16 protein-coding genes and 1 tRNA gene are annotated in these 19,222 nt (G+C 43.2%); 13 read left to right on the top strand and 4 right to left on the bottom strand.

All coding sequences use genetic code 11. The features are described 5' to 3' along the window. Positions 1 to 107: 107 nt before the first annotated feature. Positions 108 to 181, bottom strand: a tRNA-Pro gene (locus LKO28_RS09830). A 330-nt stretch (positions 182 to 511) separates the two neighbouring features. On the opposite strand from LKO28_RS09830, the gene rplS reads away from it, so the two are divergent. From rplS to LKO28_RS09765, 13 genes are all read left to right on the top strand, one after another. Next, complete coding sequence (gene rplS, locus LKO28_RS09825; protein ID WP_227694625.1) at positions 512 to 859, top strand: 50S ribosomal protein L19; 348 nt, start codon at positions 512 to 514, stop codon at positions 857 to 859. 164 nt (positions 860 to 1,023) lie between these two features. Beyond that, positions 1,024 to 2,631: a CTP synthase gene (locus LKO28_RS09820; protein WP_227694624.1), complete on the top strand. Its 1,608-nt coding sequence runs from the start codon at positions 1,024 to 1,026 to the stop codon at positions 2,629 to 2,631. A 44-nt stretch (positions 2,632 to 2,675) separates the two neighbouring features. After that, positions 2,676 to 4,496: a membrane protein insertase YidC gene (gene yidC, locus LKO28_RS09815; RefSeq protein WP_227694623.1), complete on the top strand. Its 1,821-nt coding sequence runs from the start codon at positions 2,676 to 2,678 to the stop codon at positions 4,494 to 4,496. Positions 4,497 to 4,729: 233 nt separating this feature from the next. Then, complete coding sequence (locus tag LKO28_RS09810; protein WP_227694622.1) at positions 4,730 to 4,948, top strand: hypothetical protein; 219 nt, start codon at positions 4,730 to 4,732, stop codon at positions 4,946 to 4,948. Positions 4,949 to 5,096: 148 nt separating this feature from the next. After that, complete coding sequence (gene purB / locus LKO28_RS09805; RefSeq protein WP_227694632.1) at positions 5,097 to 6,446, top strand: adenylosuccinate lyase; 1,350 nt, start codon at positions 5,097 to 5,099, stop codon at positions 6,444 to 6,446. 73 nt (positions 6,447 to 6,519) lie between these two features. Next, a complete protein-coding gene (locus LKO28_RS09800) occupies positions 6,520 to 7,074 on the top strand; it encodes a NifU family protein (RefSeq protein WP_227694621.1) in 555 nt (184 codons plus the stop codon). A gap of 127 nt (positions 7,075 to 7,201) precedes the next feature. Next, complete coding sequence (locus LKO28_RS09795; protein WP_227694620.1) at positions 7,202 to 8,050, top strand: transketolase; 849 nt, start codon at positions 7,202 to 7,204, stop codon at positions 8,048 to 8,050. A 27-nt stretch (positions 8,051 to 8,077) separates the two neighbouring features. Further along, positions 8,078 to 9,031: a transketolase family protein gene (locus LKO28_RS09790; protein WP_227694619.1), complete on the top strand. Its 954-nt coding sequence runs from the start codon at positions 8,078 to 8,080 to the stop codon at positions 9,029 to 9,031. Between the two features lie 13 nt (positions 9,032 to 9,044). Then, positions 9,045 to 9,590 carry an RNA polymerase sigma factor gene (locus LKO28_RS09785; protein WP_227694618.1) on the top strand — a complete coding sequence of 182 codons (546 nt, stop codon included), beginning with the start codon at positions 9,045 to 9,047 and terminating at the stop codon, positions 9,588 to 9,590. Positions 9,591 to 9,625: 35 nt separating this feature from the next. Next, entirely contained in the window at positions 9,626 to 10,351 is a 726-nt protein-coding gene (locus LKO28_RS09780) for a hypothetical protein (protein ID WP_227694617.1), read from the top strand. Between the two features lie 26 nt (positions 10,352 to 10,377). Further along, positions 10,378 to 10,800 (top strand): hypothetical protein, encoded by a 423-nt coding sequence (locus LKO28_RS09775; RefSeq protein WP_227694616.1) that lies wholly within the window; start codon positions 10,378 to 10,380, stop codon positions 10,798 to 10,800. Positions 10,801 to 10,863: 63 nt separating this feature from the next. Continuing rightward, positions 10,864 to 12,051, top strand: a complete 1,188-nt coding sequence (locus LKO28_RS09770; RefSeq protein ID WP_227694615.1) for an aspartate aminotransferase family protein — start codon at positions 10,864 to 10,866, stop codon at positions 12,049 to 12,051. Between the two features lie 34 nt (positions 12,052 to 12,085). After that, on the top strand, positions 12,086 to 12,838 hold the full coding sequence (locus LKO28_RS09765) for an SGNH/GDSL hydrolase family protein (protein ID WP_227694614.1): 753 nt from the start codon (positions 12,086 to 12,088) through the stop codon (positions 12,836 to 12,838). A 28-nt stretch (positions 12,839 to 12,866) separates the two neighbouring features. On the opposite strand, the gene LKO28_RS09760 is transcribed toward LKO28_RS09765, so the two are convergent. Genes LKO28_RS09760 through LKO28_RS09750 form a run of 3 tightly spaced genes read right to left on the bottom strand, consistent with a single transcriptional unit; the run spans position 12,867 to position 18,909 of the window. After that, positions 12,867 to 14,768 (bottom strand): ATP-dependent DNA helicase RecQ, encoded by a 1,902-nt coding sequence (locus LKO28_RS09760; RefSeq protein ID WP_227694613.1) that lies wholly within the window; start codon positions 14,766 to 14,768, stop codon positions 12,867 to 12,869. Continuing rightward, entirely contained in the window at positions 14,768 to 16,858 is a 2,091-nt protein-coding gene (locus LKO28_RS09755; protein WP_227694612.1) for a ComEC/Rec2 family competence protein, read from the bottom strand. The genes LKO28_RS09760 and LKO28_RS09755 overlap by 1 nt, the downstream gene beginning before the upstream one ends. After that, the gene (locus tag LKO28_RS09750; protein ID WP_227694611.1) at positions 16,852 to 18,909 is read right to left on the bottom strand and encodes a ComEA family DNA-binding protein; all 2,058 of its coding nucleotides are present in this window, start codon (positions 18,907 to 18,909) and stop codon (positions 16,852 to 16,854) included. Before LKO28_RS09750 ends, LKO28_RS09755 begins: the two co-directional genes overlap by 7 nt. Positions 18,910 to 19,222: the final 313 nt, after the last annotated feature.

Below are 19,222 nucleotides of genomic sequence, written 5' to 3'. Positions count from 1 at the left end.
TAGCTTAACTTAACTTTGCTTAGGTTATTGAATAATCAATATTCAGATATAATTTGTCCGAAATGTGTCCGAAAAAAGAAAAAGCCACTGATTATCAGTGGCTTTTGTCGGGGTGGCAGGATTCGAACCTACGACCTCCACATCCCAAATGTGGCGCGATACCGGGCTACGCTACACCCCGATTAGGTATCACCTTTTTTGTGTGGCACAAATATACAGCATATTTTGTTACTGTCAAGACTTTATTTTCGTTTATCAGCTAAGCTCCTCATTGATTGCAAAATAATATTTACAGTGCTACCCTGCGGCCCGTGTCTGGGGTCACAAAAAATTAATATCTATATAAAATAGATTCGTCTGCTTTTCTATAAAATCTTTTTCTTACTTTTGCATCCATTATAAAAAAGCACGAAAAGGTTTAAAAAAGTATTTTTTTATTCAAAATAAAAGCTGTAATATTGCATTCCGATTTTTGCAGGATAAAAAAATCGTTTAATAATTACTCGAAATCATGGATTTAGTAAAATTTGTAGAAGAACAAGCGGTAGTGAAAAATGAAGTCCCCGCTTTCAAAGCCGGAGATACCATCAGCGTTCATTATAAAATTCGCGAGGGAAATAAAGAGCGTGTTCAGGTGTACCAAGGCGTGGTTATTCAGTTAAACAGCGTAGGTTCTAACGCTACTTTTACTGTACGCAAAATCTCTAACGGTGTAGGTGTTGAACGTATTTTCCCTATAAATTCGCCAAACATCCAAAAAATTGATGTCAATAGCGTTGGTAAAGTTCGTCGCGCGAAATTATTCTATTTGCGTAGCCGTACTGGTAAAGCTGCACGTATCAAAGCAAAACGTGTGTAACACACTTCCGTTTAAAAACATACAAAAGCCTCACAACCATGAGGCTTTTTTTGTGCTTTAATTTCGGTTAGTATTAAAAAAAACTTACCTTTGTATCCCGTACATAAAGCAGATTTAACGCCAGATTTAGGTCTTAAAAACAGCTGAAATTTTTCATTATTGCTATGAGTAAATACATCTTCGTTACGGGCGGCGTAACTTCGTCGTTAGGAAAAGGCATTATTGCAGCATCCCTTGCTAAACTTCTACAAGCTCGGGGGTTTAAAGTGACCATCCAAAAATTCGATCCCTACATTAACATCGATCCGGGAACATTGAATCCTTACGAACATGGTGAATGTTATGTAACTGAAGATGGTGCAGAAACCGACCTGGATTTAGGCCACTACGAAAGATTCTTAAATGTGCCTACTTCCCAAGCCAACAACGTTACGACTGGAAGAATATACCAACACGTGATTGATCAGGAGCGTGCGGGTGCCTACCTGGGAAAAACCGTTCAGGTTGTACCGCATATTACGGATGAAATCAAACGGAGAATGCAACTCCTAGGGCAAACCGGAGAGTATGACATCGTGATTACCGAGCTGGGTGGTACTGTAGGTGACATCGAATCCCTTCCATTTATTGAGGCTGTACGGCAATTGCGCTGGGAACTGGGCAACCATGATTCCTTGGTGATACACCTTACCCTTGTACCTTATTTAGCGGCTGCGGGGGAGTTAAAAACTAAACCTACGCAACATTCGGTCAAAACGCTACTGGAGTATGGTATACAACCGGACATTCTGGTGTGCCGTACAGAACATAAACTTACTCAGGAGATCCGAAAAAAACTTGCTCAATTCTGTAATGTAAACATCAATGCGGTAGTGGAATCGATCGATGCGCCTACCATATATGATGTACCCTTGAATATGCTTAAGGAACAATTGGATAAAACGGCTTTAGCAAAACTGAAATTATCCAATAAGAATGAGCCGGATCTAGAAAGCTGGAAAACGTTCTTGGGTAAACTCAAAAACCCTACCCGTGAGGTATGTATAGGCTTAGTGGGCAAATACGTCGAGCTTCCGGATGCTTATAAATCAATTACGGAAGGTTTTATCCACGCTGGTGCGATAAATGAAACGAAAGTAAAAGTGAAATATATCGCAGCTGAAAGTCTTAACGATGAAAATGTAGAAGAAAAGCTGAAAGATCTGGAAGGTGTACTGGTAGCACCAGGCTTTGGCGAGCGAGGTCTAGATGGTAAATTGGCTGCTATTAAGTTTGTTCGGGAGAACAAGATACCCTTCTTTGGTATTTGCTTGGGCATGCAATGTTCGGTCATTGAGTTCGGCAGAAATGTACTTGGACTGAAAAATGCGAATAGCTTTGAAATGGATGAAAAAACACCTCATCCGGTAATCAACTTAATGGAGGAACAAAAATCCGTTACGAACATGGGCGGTACGATGCGTTTAGGAGCTTATAATTGTGAACTTAAGAAAGGTACAAAAGCATATTCCATTTATGGAAAAAGCAAAATATCCGAACGGCACAGACACCGCTACGAGTTCAACAATGCTTACTTAAAACAATACGAAGAAGCTGGTATGATCGCTTCTGGCAAAAACCCGGAAACAGGTCTAGTGGAGATTGTCGAGTTAAAAAATCACCCGTTCTTTGTTGCGGGGCAATTCCACCCGGAACTAAAATCAACCGTTGCTAATCCGCATCCGCTGTTTGTTAGCTTTGTAGCTGCTGCTATTGCCCACAAAAAAGGTTAAGGAAGAGATATAATAGAGCAATTGAAATAATAAAAAAATAAAAAATGGATAGAAATACCCTCATTGGATTAGTGCTGATTTTCGGAATCCTAGCAGGCTCTTTTTATGTAATGAAACCTACGGAACAGGAGCTTAAGCAGGAACAAATGCTCCAGGATTCATTAAAAAGAGTGCGAGAAGGCCTTCCTCCTTTAGCTGATTCGCTAAGCACTAATGCACAGGTGACTATAGACACCGCCGAAATCTCCAACAAGCCGTTTGGGCTTGCGCGCTTGGGCGATGAGCAGATCGTGACGTTAGAAAACGAATTGATTATCGCTAAAATTAGCTCGAAAGGTGGACAAATAAAATCTGTCCAGCTTAAGAACGAAACGAATTACGACGGTAGTCCGCTCATGATTATTGACGAAGGTCAAAACAAGTTGGGTTTCGTATTCAAAGCAAATGGAGAAAACATCAACACCAGTGATTTGAACTTCACAGCTGAAGGTGGTGATGTGTCGGTGACCGGCGAATCCGCTCAATCGGTTAGCTTTAGGTTATCTTACAGCGAGACGCAATATTTGGAATACACATACACGATCAAAGGCAACGACTATAATGTAGGTTTTGACGTGAAAGCCGTGGGCATTCAGAATCTTATGGACATCAAGACGAGTTCCATCGGCCTGAACTGGGAAACGACTTTGCTCAGAAAAGAACGGAATGCAAAATCAGAAAGAGAACGGTCTACGATATTCTATAAAGAGACTAGCGGCGATGTGGACAACTTATCCGAAACAAGCGATGAGCAAGAGAAAATCAAAGAGAAGCTTAGCTGGATTGCGTTTAAACAGCATTTCTTTTCTGCGGTTATAACATCAAGCCAACCACTTAGCAATGCTGAACTTGGGGTTTCTTTTGACACGAACGAAGGGGTAATTAAACATTATAAAGCGGTTGGTGATCTAGACTTCTCCGCGCAGAAAGATAATCACTACGCGTTTAATTTCTTTTTCGGTCCGAACCAGTATAAGGTATTAAAAGATCATGGTGATGATTTTGAGAAAATCATTAAAATGGGCTGGGGACCGATGGGCTGGATTAATAAATTTATCACGGTTCCTATTTTTGACGTACTTGATGGGCTTCATTTGGGCTACGGTATTATTATACTCATCCTCACCCTTTTCTTAAAAGGGGTATTGTTCCCATTGACCTACAAATCTTACCAATCCATGGCAAAAATGCGGGTATTGAAGCCGCAGATTGACGAGATCAAGGAAAAAGTGGGGGATGATAATCCGATGCTCCTTCAGCAGGAGACCATGAAATTATATAAGCAAGCTGGCGTAAATCCGCTCGGTGGGTGTCTACCGCTTTTATTACAAATGCCTTTTACGCTTGCGTTTTTCTTCTTCTTCCCGAATCTTTTTGAGTTACGGGGAGAGAGCTTCCTTTGGGTAACGGATTTATCGACATATGATGCGCCAATTACGTTTTCTCCGATTTTCGGAATCGGACACATTTCTTTTATGTGTGTACTCATGACGCTGACTACTTTATTGACGACCTGGTATAACAATGCGACTTCTGGAGCCGCTGCCAATAACCAAATGAAGTATATAGGTTATTTTATGCCGTTAATTTTCTTCTTCGTATTGAACAGCTTCCCTGCCGGATTGAACTATTATTATTTCTTATCGGCCGTGTTGACATTTCTTACGCAGTTCATCATTCGCCAGTTTATCGATGATGATAAAATATTAGCGAAAATAGAAGAACATAAGAAAAACCCGAAAGCGGCAAAGAAGTCTTCTTTCCAACAAAAGATGGAAGAGATGATGCGCCAACAGCAAGCTCAACAGCGAAATAAAAACAAATAAATACCTAAAGCCCGGACGATCATCCGGGCTTTTTGATTTTACTGAAAAAATATTTTTTTATTATTGTTTTTCAGTAAAACACTACTATATTTGCGCCTGCTTTTATACAGGACCGTGGATGGATAGGATTGCTTTTTTTATCTATTCCTGCTAAAAAATGGGTTACCTTTTATAAACGCAGGTATTAAGATGTAATAAACAACTTTGTTTCAATTAAAATAGAAAATTAAAAAATGAAAAATTTATTCAAATTCGGATTTTTAGGTCTAGCGTTAACTATCGCATTCGCTTCTTGTGGCGGTGAGCAAACTCAAAACGAAGAAGCTACTGAAACTTTAACTGAAGGAATCGAAAACGCAACTGAGCAAGTAGCTGATTCTTTAGAAAACGTAGCGGATTCAGTTAGAGCTGAAGGTGATTCTATCGTTGATTCTTTGGAAAACGTTCAGTAATCCGAACAGTATCAAAAAATAAGTTAAAACCCACACGATCGTGTGGGTTTTCTTGTTTATATGGGTACTTCTTTTCGAGTTTTTCTTATTTTTGTCGATACCCTGCCGCGCGTGGCAGGTATTTAATTTAATTTTATTTTTCATGACCATGAGCTTATCATCCTTAACTGCCGTATCACCTATTGACGGACGTTACCATAACAACACAAAAGAACTCGCTAATTATTTCTCGGAATTTGCGTTGATTAAATACCGGGTGTTGGTAGAAGTAGAATACTTTATCGCGTTGTGTGGGTCGGGGATTCCACAGTTAGCTCACTTTGACGGTTCGCTCAACGATCGTCTTCGCCAGATTTATGAAAACTTTTCTTTTGAAGACGCGCAATGGATTAAGGATACCGAAAAAGTAACGAATCATGATGTGAAGGCGGTAGAATACTTCCTCAAAAATGAATTCGAAAAATTAGGGCTGCACGATTCACTGGAATTTATCCATTTCGGGCTGACCTCACAGGATATAAACAATACCGCTATTCCTTATTCCTGGAAAGCGGCCTTAGAGACCTCATACCTCCCAAATGTGCAGGAGCTGCTCGCGGAGTTAAAATCACTTGCGGATGAATGGCAGGATATACCTTTGCTCGCCAGAACACACGGACAACCGGCCTCTCCTACCCGTTTAGGCAAAGAAATTAAGGTATTTATTGAACGTATCGAAAAGCAGCTTGAATTGTTGCAACAGATACCGTTATCTGCTAAATTTGGTGGTGCTACGGGTAACTTTAACGCGCATCATGTGGCGTATCCGGAGACCGACTGGGTTGCTTTTGGAAATGCATTTGTAAACGATAACCTGGGCCTCTCCCGTTCACAGACGACGACGCAGATTGAACACTATGATAATTTTGCAGCGAGTTGCGATGCGTTAAAACGTATTAATAATATTCTTATAGACTTATGCCGCGATATGTGGACGTATATTTCCATGGAGTATTTCAAGCAGAAAATAACAGCTGGACAAATTGGTTCCTCAGCCATGCCGCATAAGGTTAACCCGATTGACTTCGAAAACGCAGAGGGTAATTTAGGTCTTGCCAATGCGTTGTTTGAACACTTGGCGGCCAAGCTTCCGATATCGAGATTACAACGTGACTTAACCGATTCGACGGTACTCCGTAATATTGGGGTGCCGTTTGCTCATACGACTATTGCTATTAAATCTACCTTAAGGGGATTACGGAAACTTATTCTGAATGAGCCTGCGCTTCAAACTGATCTAGAAAATAACTGGGCGGTCGTTGCTGAAGCTATCCAAACGATATTGCGTAGAGAAGGTTATCCTAAACCCTACGAGGCTTTGAAAGATCTAACCCGAACCAACACCCATGTGACCCAAGAGACCATAGCGGCCTTCGTCGATGGATTAAATGTATCCGAAGAGATCAAGCAAGAAATCAAAACTATTTCTCCAAGTAATTACACCGGAATTGTACGCTAAGCTTTGACGTCTAGATGACTGGTCTTGGCACATTTTTGGCGTATATTTGTTTTTATTATAGTTTACACGAAACATGGCAACAATTAACGTATATACAGAAACGACGCCCAATCCTTCAACCATGAAGTTTTTGGTCAACAAGTTATTAATCAACGGTAGTTTGGACTACCCTACGCGGGAGAGAGCTCAGGAATCCGAATTTGCTCGAGAACTGTTTAAATTCAATTTTGTTGAGGGTGTCTTTTTTGCGAGTAATTTTGTGACCGTCACGAAAAGTGAGGGTGTCGAATGGCCCGATATTGAACCGTTATTAAAAGATTTCGTAAAAGGAGCTGTGGAGTCTGAATTGGTGGTAAAACCGATTGAACACACCGAGGATGTCGACTTCGAAGGAACGGAAGTGGAAATAAAAATCCAACAAGTGTTGCACGACTATGTTCGTCCGGCTGTGGAGCAGGATGGCGGCGCCATCGCATACCGCTCATTTGAGGACGGTGTGGTAACGGTAGAACTACGCGGATCATGTAGTGGCTGTCCGTCGTCGACCATTACTTTAAAAGCGGGTATCGAAGGCTTGTTGAAAAGAATGGTGCCGGAAGTAGAGGAAGTCGTTGCGGAAGCACTGTAGTACAAAAATAAAAAACAGAAAAGGGAAGATTGTATGATCTTCCCTTTTTTAGTTGGGCTTTTTTTAGCTACTCTGCTAAAAATCATTAACTTTATAGCCAAAATAACCGAAACATTATATTTCAAAAATGAGTGCAGATATCAACAAGTTAGAACAGATCGCTTCACAAGTAAGGCGTGACATCGTTCGTATGGTACATGCTTGCCAATCGGGTCACCCGGGCGGTTCGCTGGGTTGTACGGACTATTTTGTAGCGTTGTATTTTCATGCGATGAAACATGACCCTTCTTTTAATTTGGACGGCGTCGGCGAAGATTTATTTTTCTTATCAAACGGACACATTTCTCCCGTTTTCTACAGTACTTTAGCGCATGCGGGATACTTTCCTGTAAGTGAGCTGGCGACCTTTAGAAAAATCGATTCCCGCTTACAAGGCCACCCTACTACACACGAAGGCTTGCCAGGTATTCGTATTGCTTCGGGTTCTTTAGGACAGGGTTTATCGGTTGCTATCGGTGCCGCACAAGCGAAAAAGTTAAACAAAGACAATAGTTTGGTATACGTGTTAATGGGTGATGGGGAGTTGCAGGAAGGACAGGTATGGGAAGCGGCTATGTATGCGCCACATAACAAGATGGACAACATCATCGCGGCTATCGACTATAACGGTGCGCAGATTGATGGAGCTACGGAAGATGTTTTATCACTCGGAAACCTACGTGCGAAATGGGAAGCTTTTGGCTGGGATGTAATGGAAATAGAAAAAGGAAATGATATAGCCTCCATCATCCAAGGACTAGACGAAGCGAAATCACGTTCCGGAAAAGGAAAACCGGTCATGATCCTGCTCCATACCGAAATGGGTAACGGAGTTGATTTTATGATGGGCTCACATAAATGGCACGGTATCGCCCCTAACGACGAACAACTGGCAGCTGCGTTGGCACAAAATGCAGAAACTTTGGGAGATTATTAATAATCTTAGACAGGAGAGACACTAAAAATGAAGAAATACACTTATACAGAATCAAAAGATACGCGTTCTGGCTTCGGTGCTGGTTTACTAGAAGCAGGAAGACGGAATGAAAACGTGGTGGCACTTTGTGCCGATTTGATCGGATCGTTAAAGATGAACGATTTTATCAAAGAATTTCCCGAGCGCTTTTTCCAGATCGGAATTGCCGAAGCGAATATGATGGGGATTGCAGCGGGTTTGACTATTGGAGGCAAAATTCCTTTTACAGGAACGTTTGCTAACTTCTCGACAGGCCGGGTATACGATCAAATCAGACAATCTATCGCTTACTCGAACAAAAATGTAAAAATTTGTGCTTCACATGCGGGATTGACATTGGGTGAAGATGGTGCAACACACCAGATTCTAGAAGATATCGGACTGATGAAGATGCTTCCGGGTATGACCGTTATTAATCCTTGCGATTTTAATCAGACCAAAGCGGCTACCTTAGCCTTGGTGGATTACGAAGGTCCAGTCTATCTACGTTTTGGCCGTCCGGTTGTACCTAACTTTACACCGGCAGATCAAGTATTTGAGATTGGGAAAGCAGTGATGCTTAACGAAGGTACAGACGTAACCATTATTGCTACCGGACATTTGGTTTGGGAAGCGATCCAAGCAGGAGAGGAATTAGAAAAACTAGGCATCAACGCGGAGATCATTAATATCCATACGATTAAGCCGTTGGACGAGGAAGCTGTTTTGAAATCTATCAACAAAACAGGATGCGTGGTCACGGCGGAAGAGCATAACCGTTTGGGTGGTTTGGGTGATAGCGTCGCACAACTTTTGGCAACAAAGAAGCCGACACCACAGGAGTTTGTCGCTGTTAACGATAGCTTTGGCGAATCGGGCAAACCGGCAGAACTAATGGAAAAATATGGACTTAATGCGGCTTCCATTGTAGCAGCGGCAAGAAAAGTAATTACCAGAAAATAGGGAACGGGAACAAATGGAAGACGCCTTAATTATATCAAAATTTGCGGATGAACGCACACGCGAAGAGGCGTTTGGTGATTTGCTCAAAAAATACCAACAGAAAATATATTGGCACGTTCGGCGAATGGTTATCGACCATGACGATGCAGATGATGTCGTGCAGGATATATTCATCAAAGTATGGCGAAACCTCGAAAAATTCCGCGAGGATTCCCAGCTTTATACTTGGCTTTATCGCATAGCTACAAACGAATGCATCACTTTTCTGAACAGAAAAAAACAAAAGCAGAGCCTGTCGTTGGACGACGACAGCTCTGCTTATCTGGCAGAAACGTTGGCAGACGGAAGTTATTTTAATGGTGACCAGGCACAGATGAAATTGCAACAGGCGCTGTTGACGCTTCCCGATAAACAACGGTTGGTATTTAACATGAAATATTTCGAAGACCTTAAATACGATGAAATATCGGAGATTGTGGGTACAAGCGTAGGGGCATTAAAAGCCTCTTATCATCTCGCGGTTAAAAAAATAGAACACTTTTTTGCAACACACGATTAAACCCTACGGGGCTTTTCGACTCTAAACAAGTGACTATGAAGGAAGAAAACACATATTACGATGGAATGGATGGTTTAAACCTACCGGGATCATTACGTGTGAATCCTTTTGTGGTACCTGAAGATTACTTTTCTCATTTAACGGAACGCATTGCGTTTCACGTCAAAACTGAAAAATATAGAGATGCTGCACCGGCGGCATGGAGGGTTCCGCCGGGATACTTTGAGAAGCTTTCGGATAAAATTTTAGCGCAGACGAAAATAGATCAGGCGAAAAAAAGTGAAGCTTTCAACGTACCAGCAGCTTATTTTGACGGTTTATCCGAGCGTGTGCAACAACGGATATTTGAAGAAAAACTCAAAGCACGGGTCCCTGCTGACGGCTTTAATGTGCCAGAGGGCCATACGGAGGTATTGCGCGATAAGATACTTGCACAAACAGTGGGCAGCGAAAAACGGAGCACACCTGTACGCCGCATAAATTTCAAAAAATGGATGCCCTACGCGGCAGCAGCTTGTGTCGCTTTAGGAATCGGGATAGGTTCTTATTATACGCAAGACCATACAACTGAGGTGCATTTTGCAGAATCGCAATTGGCAACTATTCCGAATGAGGAAATTGTCAATTACCTAACGGCCTTGAACGATAGCGATGATATGCTATATGTCATCGATTGTATTGATCACGCGCATCATACAGATGGTATCTGTACACACGTTCAGGAAAATGATATTGAAGATTATTTAAATTACGCTTTATAATGTTAGGTTTAAAACATTTGTTCGTTATGATTAGTATGGTTATGCTCTGCATAGTATCTGCGAGTGCACAACCTCGGGACTCTAAACGATTTGCAGCAATTGAAAGCGAAAAGGTTGCTTATATTACGAAAGAGCTTAGTTTAACGCCTGCGGAAGCCCAGCGATTTTTCCCAATATATAATCTATACAGCAAAGAAATATGGACGATTCGGTCTAAGAAAAGAGAAAGTACAAGTGCCTCTCCAAGAGGTGTAAATACTTTCAACAGATCGAATAACGCGGAAAAAAAAGATATACTTTCTTACGATGCCAAAGAATTGGATATCAAAAAGGAATATCGAAAAAAGTTCGCGGAGGTAATCGGCTCCGCCAGGGCATCTCAGTTCTTCGAAGTTGAACAAAACTTTCGGGAATTGCTCTATAAAGAACTACAGCGAAGAAACCGCTAATAGTTGTGACGCGTAACGGCGTCACTTTTGTTTTATACATTTCCGACTTCTTATTACTAAAAAATGATCAGCAATAGAGCGCTTTTTCTGAAAAACACTGCCCAAACATCTTCTTCCCCTCGTTTATTTGAAATTGTTAAAGCGGAAGGGATTTATTTATATGGGCCAAAAGGTGAACGTTATTTAGACCTGGTTTCGGGATTTAATGTAAGCAACATTGGACACCGTCATCCGCAAGTAATAGCGGCTATTCAACAACAACTGGAGAAGTATCTCCACGTGACCGTATACGGCGAGTTTATACAAGCTCCGCAGGTAGCGTTTGCGACTGAATTACTAAAAACGCTTCCCTCCTCTTTTGGGTCTGTTTACCTGACCAACAGCGGAGCGGAAGCAGTGGAGGGTTCCATGAAAATCGCGAAGAAGTTTACCGGACGTAGACAGATTATTGCTGCCCGAAACGCCTATCATGGAAGTACCCAAGGGGCTTTAAGTTTAATTGGTAACCCGGCGTATCACGAAGCCTATGCCCCACTCCTTCCTGAAATAGATTTTATCGAGTTCAATAATATACCGAGTTTAGCGCTTATCTCGGAGCAAACCGCAGCGGTGATCGTTGAAACCATTCAAGGAGAGGCGGGCGTACAGGTTCCGACCGTAGAGTTTATGCAGGCACTTAGACGCAAATGTGACGAGACGGGCGCTATTTTGATTTTCGACGAGATACAGACCGGCTTCGGAAGGACGGGTAAAATGTTCGCTTTTGAGCATTTCGAAATCGTACCGGACGTATTGATGTTGGCAAAAGGTATCGGTGGGGGCATGCCGCTTGGTGCATTCGTCGCTCGGAAAGAGATTATGGACGTGATTAAAGATAATCCGATGCTTGGGCACATCACCACCTTTGGCGGGCACCCCGTAAGTTGTGCGGCTGCATTGGCATCGTTAAGGGTCATCCAAAACGAAAAATTGCTGGAAACGGTGGATGCTAAAGCTGCCTTATTCCGAAAAGAACTCGATCACCCCAAGATAAAAGAAATCAGAGGAAAAGGGTTGATGATGTGTTTGCAGCTCGAAACGTTTGATCAGGTATATCAGGTGAGTACTTTCTGTGCGGAAAAAGGGGTTATGATCGATTGGTACTTGCACTGCGAAACGGCTTTGCGCGTGGCTCCGCCGCTGACTATATCGGATGACGAAATAAAACATGCCTGTGGAATAATAAGAGAAGGTCTTGAAAAGTTCGCCTGAAAAAGTTAACTTGGTTTCTGTAAACCTTCATCATATGGAAACTAGAAGAAAATTCTTAACGAAAAGCCTCCTCACGCTAGGAGCAGCGACAATGGGTACTAAGTCGCTATTTGCTACGGAAGACAATCTGGCAAAAAGTGGCAAACTACGTATACAACAAAACGATGTTATTTTATTTCAGGGGGATTCGATTACCGATGCGGGACGCAATCGGGAAAATTTGAAACCAAACGACACAGGTGCTTTCGGACATGGTTATGCGATGATGGCGGCCGCCACCCTACTCAATAAATATGCAGACAAAAATATCCAGGTCTATAATCGGGGAATCAGTGGGAATAGAGTCCCAGATCTTATTAAGCGGTGGGATGTCGATGCGCTTCAGCTCCGACCCAACATATTAAGCATTCTTATCGGTGTAAACGATTTTTGGCGTACGGTAGACCGAGGAGCTCAAAATACACCGCAACAGTATAAACAACAATATCAGCAACTGCTGGATACCACGTTAAAGCAACTTCCAGAAGTTAAACTGATTATCGGCGAACCATTCGGCGTCAGAAATGTGAAACATGTTACGGATGCTTGGTATCCAACTTTTACGGACTATCAGGAGGCCGCTAAGGAAATAGCAAAAGAGTATAACGCCACATTTCTTCCTTTTCAATCGGTGTTCGACAAAGCGGCAAGCCGTGGTTCGGGTGGCTATTGGACAACGGATGGGGTGCACACCTCTATGGCCGGGGCGAATCTAATGGCGGAAGCCTGGCTAAATTTGATTAAATAATCTATTCAGGGCAGGCGGTATCGCCGCCCTAAAATTGGCTATTCCAACTATATTTACCATCGCGTAGGATAATTTGTTCTTTATCCAACAGCAACCGAATGACATGCAGTTTGGTTTCATCATCACCGAGGGTAAGTAGATCAACCAGCTCCTTCACATCTTTTTCACCGGCCAGCAAAGCGGTCTTTATCTCTTCTGTTAGTTTTCCGTGTAGATCGACACGATGCTGTCGTGTGAGGCATAAGTCACAGACGCCACAAGGAGTCTCCACTTTTTCGCCAAAATAGGTTTGTAAGGCAATGCTTCGGCAGTCTTTTGTATCCAAATAGGTGTACATCGCCTTGATCTGCTCTTCTTTTATACGCTTCCTTTCCGCTATAAAAGCCGTGTCAATAAAAAGATGTTTATAATCCACCCGTGCCTGCCGGAAAGTTAATTGAGGAGCATCTGTTTTGGGTAAATAGGACGCCAGTTCTAATTTCTGGAGCCCCTGCAACATATCTATCACCTTTTCGTAAGCGATTTTTAGTTTCTTCGCCAGTTCATATTCATTCACCGACGCATAAAAATCAAATACACCTCCCGTGGTACGTAAAATAAGCTTAATTAGGGGATCATATTTAGCGGACTGTACTTGAAATTTATAGAGTTCTTGATAATCTACCTCAAACTTAAATCGAGCAGGTATAAAAACAGCTTCGGATACGGAGATCCAACCATCGCGCTCCAGAAACTTTAACGCGCTTAACGTCGGCAAGATATCCACCTGATAGCGCTTACAGAAATCAACCACGTCAAAATCAAAAGATAACCCCTGCCCTGCGCCATACGCTAGTTGAAAATAATTCCCTAAATGGTGATAGACTTGTTGGATAAAGCTTATGGCCGGAAAGCTATTTTCAAAGTTCGCCCATAGTTTTTCCCGATCTGCTTGATGAAACATTAACACCGGAAACGCTTTCTTCCCGTCACGCCCCGCGCGTCCCGCTTCTTGGTAGTATGCCTCTAAGGAGTCGGGGAGATCGAGATGCAGCACAAATCGCACGTCCGGCTTGTCGATTCCCATGCCAAATGCGTTGGTGGCTACAATCACCCGTATGCGGTTTTCCATCCAGCTATCTTGCTTTTGTGAACGGGTCTGCGTATCGAGCCCGGCATGATAAAAATCGGTGGGTACACCGTGATTAATAAGGAATTGAGACACTTCCTGCGTTTCTCGTCGATTGCGAACATAGATCACGCCCGCTCCACCAATTCGATGAATCATGCGCAACATACGCCCCATTTTATCTTCTTCCGCTAGGACGATATAGGCTAAATTATCCCTCCGAAAACTTTGTTGAAAAACCTGTCGACCGACGAAGCCTAGTTTATCTTGGATATCGTCGACCACCCGCGGCGTGGCGGTGGCCGTTAAGGCCAGAAAGGGTGTGTTGGGGTGAATCCTTCTTAACTTCGCCAGTTCTAAATAGGCTGGACGGAAGTCATACCCCCATTGCGAAATACAGTGTGCTTCGTCTATCGCAAAGAGGCCAACTTTCATATAGCGTATACGCTCCAGCACCAAATCATTATAGAGACGCTCGGGAGCAATATATAGAAATTTAACCTTTCCATATACGCAGTTATCCAACGCGATATCGACCTCTCGATGGGACATACCGGAAATAATAGCCACTGCCTCTATCCCCTTTTTCCGCAGGTTCTGCACTTGATCTTTCATTAATGCAATGAGTGGGCTAACCACAATACAGATGCCCGCCAACTGAAGTGCCGGCACTTGAAAACAAATTGACTTTCCTCCGCCGGTAGGCATTAATGCTAAGGTATCCCGCCCCAATAATACGCTATTGATAATGTCTTCTTGCAGCGGACGAAAGCTTTCATACCCCCAATACTGTTTTAATATCTCCAGATTTTTGTTTTCCATCACTTCTTCTCCCAAACATAAGCAAAATTATTTTTCAAGACGTAATAGGCGATGTCCAACGAATCGGCCTTTTTTATCATCTCTGCTAGCCTATCGGCATGATTTGAACCGTCTATTAATAACATACCTGTCCCTGCAAATTGTTCACTATGAATTTGATCGTAAAAGGACATATTACGCCACAACAAGATATCTTGTGCAGGAGCGTCGTGCGCTATCCGCTTGCCTCCAATAATACCAAGCGTACCGACCGAAGTTCGAATATTTACCTGTACACCTCTTTTTAATTGCAAGGGATGAAAGTCAATAGCTGCCGTGCGTACATAATGATGTAGATCGGGCAACACCTGCCTGGCCAATTGCGGATGTTTGAGGCTATCCAGTGTAGAAAAAAGCGAAACTTTTCCGCGATCAATAGCAGCAATAGCTACCTCTCGCCCTACATTGTACACTTTTAATCCTTGATAGGACGCATAATGCATAGAGGTGATTACGACAGACAACAGCAGCATGCCGATCGAGAGAAGTGTGCCCCACAAAAAGCTTTTACGCAAACTACGCCATGTTAATAGGAAAAAGAAGATAACCAATAAGGAACAGCCGAGTTGCACGCCCGAAAAGTCGATGCCCTGGATCACAGCAAAGGGCAATGCTTCGATAGCTTGCAATCCACCTAAAAGCAAGCGGCAAACGAAGGACAATCCCATCGCCAAATACTCGTTTAACCAGGGAAACGGCGAAACGGCTAATGCTATACCGGTATACATGACGGCCATAGCTGGCAAGGAGACGAATAAATTGCCTAACAAAAAATAATTAGGAAACTGGTGGAAGTAAAATAACGCCAAAGGTGTGGTAAACAGCTGCGCACTGAGGGAAACCAATACGGCCTGCCAGACGCCCCGCAACCACCTGTTGTTTATTTCGAACAGCTTATTTAACATGGGATAAAGTGTAAATAAGCCTAGCACGGCCACATAGGCCAATTGGAAACCCATGTCAAAAATCATGAACGGATCGAGGAATAGCAGACAACAAGCCGACGCAAAAAGCGAATTGAGATTTTGGTTTGCCCGACGGCTCCACCCGGCGACCAGCAAGAAAGAAATCATGACACCCGCACGCAGAATAGAAGGAGCCATTCCCGTCAGTAAAACATAGGCCCATATAGCGCTCAGAATAAGCACGAATCGAAGAGATTTGCCATACCGGAATCGATCCAGAAAACCGAGTATAAAATTCAATAGCAAAAACACTAGCCCCACGTGCAATCCCGAAACGCTTAGCACGTGTACCGTACCGGTGTTAACAAAAGCCGTCAGCGTTTCTACCGGGAAATGTGCCCGGTAGCCTAAAATTAATGCCGCGACAATATCCCGCGCGTCGCTGTCCGCTATATAATAAACATATTTCTCTACGAAATAACGACGTATGGCCAATGCGTATGCCACAACGATATTCCCTTGATTATCATCCAGCAACCGAATAGCGTCAGGCTGTAGATAGGCTTGGTAATAGATGTTTTTATGGGCGAGGTACCGTTTATAATTAAACTGTTTGGGATTATACGGCTCGCCTAACTCCCGTAGTGTATTGGGAAACAACAGTTTGTCGCCATATGACAGGCTTAAGTCAGCAGTCGTATCTGACCGGGCGATATGCAGCATGATTTGGCCAGCGGCTACACGCTCTTTGTTTCCCTGAACCCGCTTACGGATCGTCACGGGAAAACGAATACGGAGGTCTCCATACACCGGCTCGTCGGCAATCACGCCGATCAGGTATTCCGCCTGAGCCGGTTGAATATAATTGGCTTGCTGTGCCGGAAGCTCCCGAGCTATCCATAGTATACCCAACAAGAATAACCAACTGTAAAAAATTAGGGGAAATACTACACGTCGCCAGCTTCGCCCTATAATTTCCATCCCCAATAACAACACTACCATCAGCATCGCACTATAGCCAAGCCCACGAAAAATCGATTGGGTAAGTGGCAGATAATAGCCCGTTACGATGCCTGTACCGAAAAATAAAAACACGCTCGCAAACGGCACTTTCCGTATGGCTAGATAGACCGCGGGCGTCACCATTTATATCGGAATTGGATTTTGATATCCGACCGTATCGCCCCTTCGCTTTGATCCAGTCCAGAGCCTACTGTCGCTACGTCCAAATAACGATTGTGGCTATAGCGAAGCCAAAAATCAATTTTCCGGCCTGCACGATAACGCAGGTTGATATAGGAACGTCCTCCCCGGCCATTATACATGGGAAACGCGCTTGCATAGAGCACATCGTTTTCGTACGCGTACAACCGGGCATCATAGGAGTCTGTCGCAAAAAATGCCAGGCGCATATTTAACTGCAAGGGCAATCGCATAGGCTTCCAGAATAAATCTTGATACATCAACCATCCATAATCGATCCTTCCATCCTTTCTATACCGTAGCCCCTCTGCCCGCGTTCGAATTTCCCAGCGCTTAGAAAGTTTGTATTGAAACGCGACACGTAGTTGATCTTTTAAGACATCAACCACCGTTCTATCGGGTAAGGGCACACTATTGTTTTCTTGCTTTAAGCGATGACGGTATCGCAGCGAGATGCGTCCGATTTTGTACCAATTGTAGGTAAACTGAGAAAGTACATCGAACCCTTCACTGGGCTGATCGACGCGATAGCGCAGCCACGGAAAACGGAATAAATCGACATAATTGATCCATTCGATTTTTCTGTTAGGATGATACATTCCACCCATATAGATTCCTTCCTCGTTCACCACGCTACTCCCCTCGCCCAATGCCTGCGCAAATACCGCGTAATAATCTGCTTGGTAATTCCGGTAATTTGCAAATACGGATACTTTTGGATGGAGGCTTGCGATCAAACCATTCAGGGTAGACCAGCCCCGGCCATATCCTTTCGCGCTTTCTCCATATAGAAATACATTCTTAAATGTGTATTGGTAGTTAATCCCCATATTCGTTAACCGATCGCCTTCAAAAGCATAGGCCTGCCGAGGAGTTCCGTCGTGCACAAGGGTGCCGTTATATTGTGTATAGACAGCTACTGCACCTAACTTTAGTCGCTTATAACGATAAGTTATATCCACCCCAACAGCACCTTGTCTTATGGTGTTACGGTTAGCGAGTTCGTTAGGCGTTCGGTGTAGCCCGGACGTGGAAATGGAACGAATAATGGGATATCCTTCTTCGGTCGTCTCGCGGTTTCCCGATAGTTTTCGCCACGAAACAAAGGGGGTAATTTCCCAATGAGGGCCAAATGCTAATCGGGCAGCAAAGCCCGAAAGATAGTTATGTTCGTTCATGGCACTGTAACTTCGCAAACCCGTCCCTTGCTTGGCGCTACTGGTCATCATAGCTCCTTTTCCAAAACTTAGTCCATTCCACATGACCAGCCCTTGACCGACCTGCAAAGCGTAGTCGCCCAACACTACTTCCTTAAAAACACCGAGGTCTTTCGCGTACAAGCTAATGCCGTAATGATCAAACCCACCACGTTGCTTCCCGTGAAAAAAGGGTTCTCCAGCATCTTTTTCCATGTTAATCGCCACGCGAAGTTTGTTATGTAAGTTGAAGCGGTAACGCAACATATATCGATTTGCATCTCCTAAATAACGCGAACGGCTACTGTCTGTAATCAGGTAGCCTTTTTGTTTTTGAAAGATAGTCCCGTAGCGGGCCATGACTTGCTGCTCACTATCTTGAAAGAAATTTCTCCAGGTTAAGCCCCTTAATGTGGAGGGCGGCGACACCCTAACAAAGGACGCTAAACGTTCTACAGTCTGCATATCAAAATGGGCTATGCTTTGCAGTTCAAGCACAGAAAGAAAATCCCCTGTTTGTTCGCGATGTGCTAACAAACTCGTGATCTGTAAGGGCGATAAAAATAATAATTTGGCTAATTCTTGCTCATTGGTCTTATTGAGATCTATAGGATGGGTCCGATAGTGTCGAAGAAGTTCGATAAAATCGTCTACATGGATCTCTTCATCCAATTCTGACGCAAGTTCTTCCACCAACTGTTCTACTAAGGAACTTTCATCCCCAATCTGACCCCTCGCTAACGTACTATACCCCAGCGATACCACAACGGTCAGGCTAAAGACAAAGACGAAACGCATACGTAGTGAGCATTTGAAATAAACAGTTGGGAAGATGAGCTTCCCTTGATTGAATAAGTGGTGTTGCCGCCAGACTATCCGGCAGTAAAACCCTCGTTTTACGCGTCAACGTACTACTTCCCCTCCGATATGAGAAGGACAAATAAACATGCTGAACGGATAAATCGAGCGTTACAACGGTTAGTAGTAATCTTCTTTTCATCACAATTCATTATAATTGATAAGATGAAAGTACAGAATATTAGAACATTATCCAATTTTTTTCGTTATTCTCTTTTAGAAAAGTATATTTCGTTTTGATTTACGCATAGAA

The sequence above is a fragment of the Sphingobacterium sp. FBM7-1 genome, assembly GCF_020687765.1.
In the GTDB taxonomy this organism is placed as follows: domain Bacteria; phylum Bacteroidota; class Bacteroidia; order Sphingobacteriales; family Sphingobacteriaceae; genus Sphingobacterium.
Note: the sequence above shows the minus strand (reverse complement) of the source record. Positions and strands in the feature narration are given on the sequence as shown.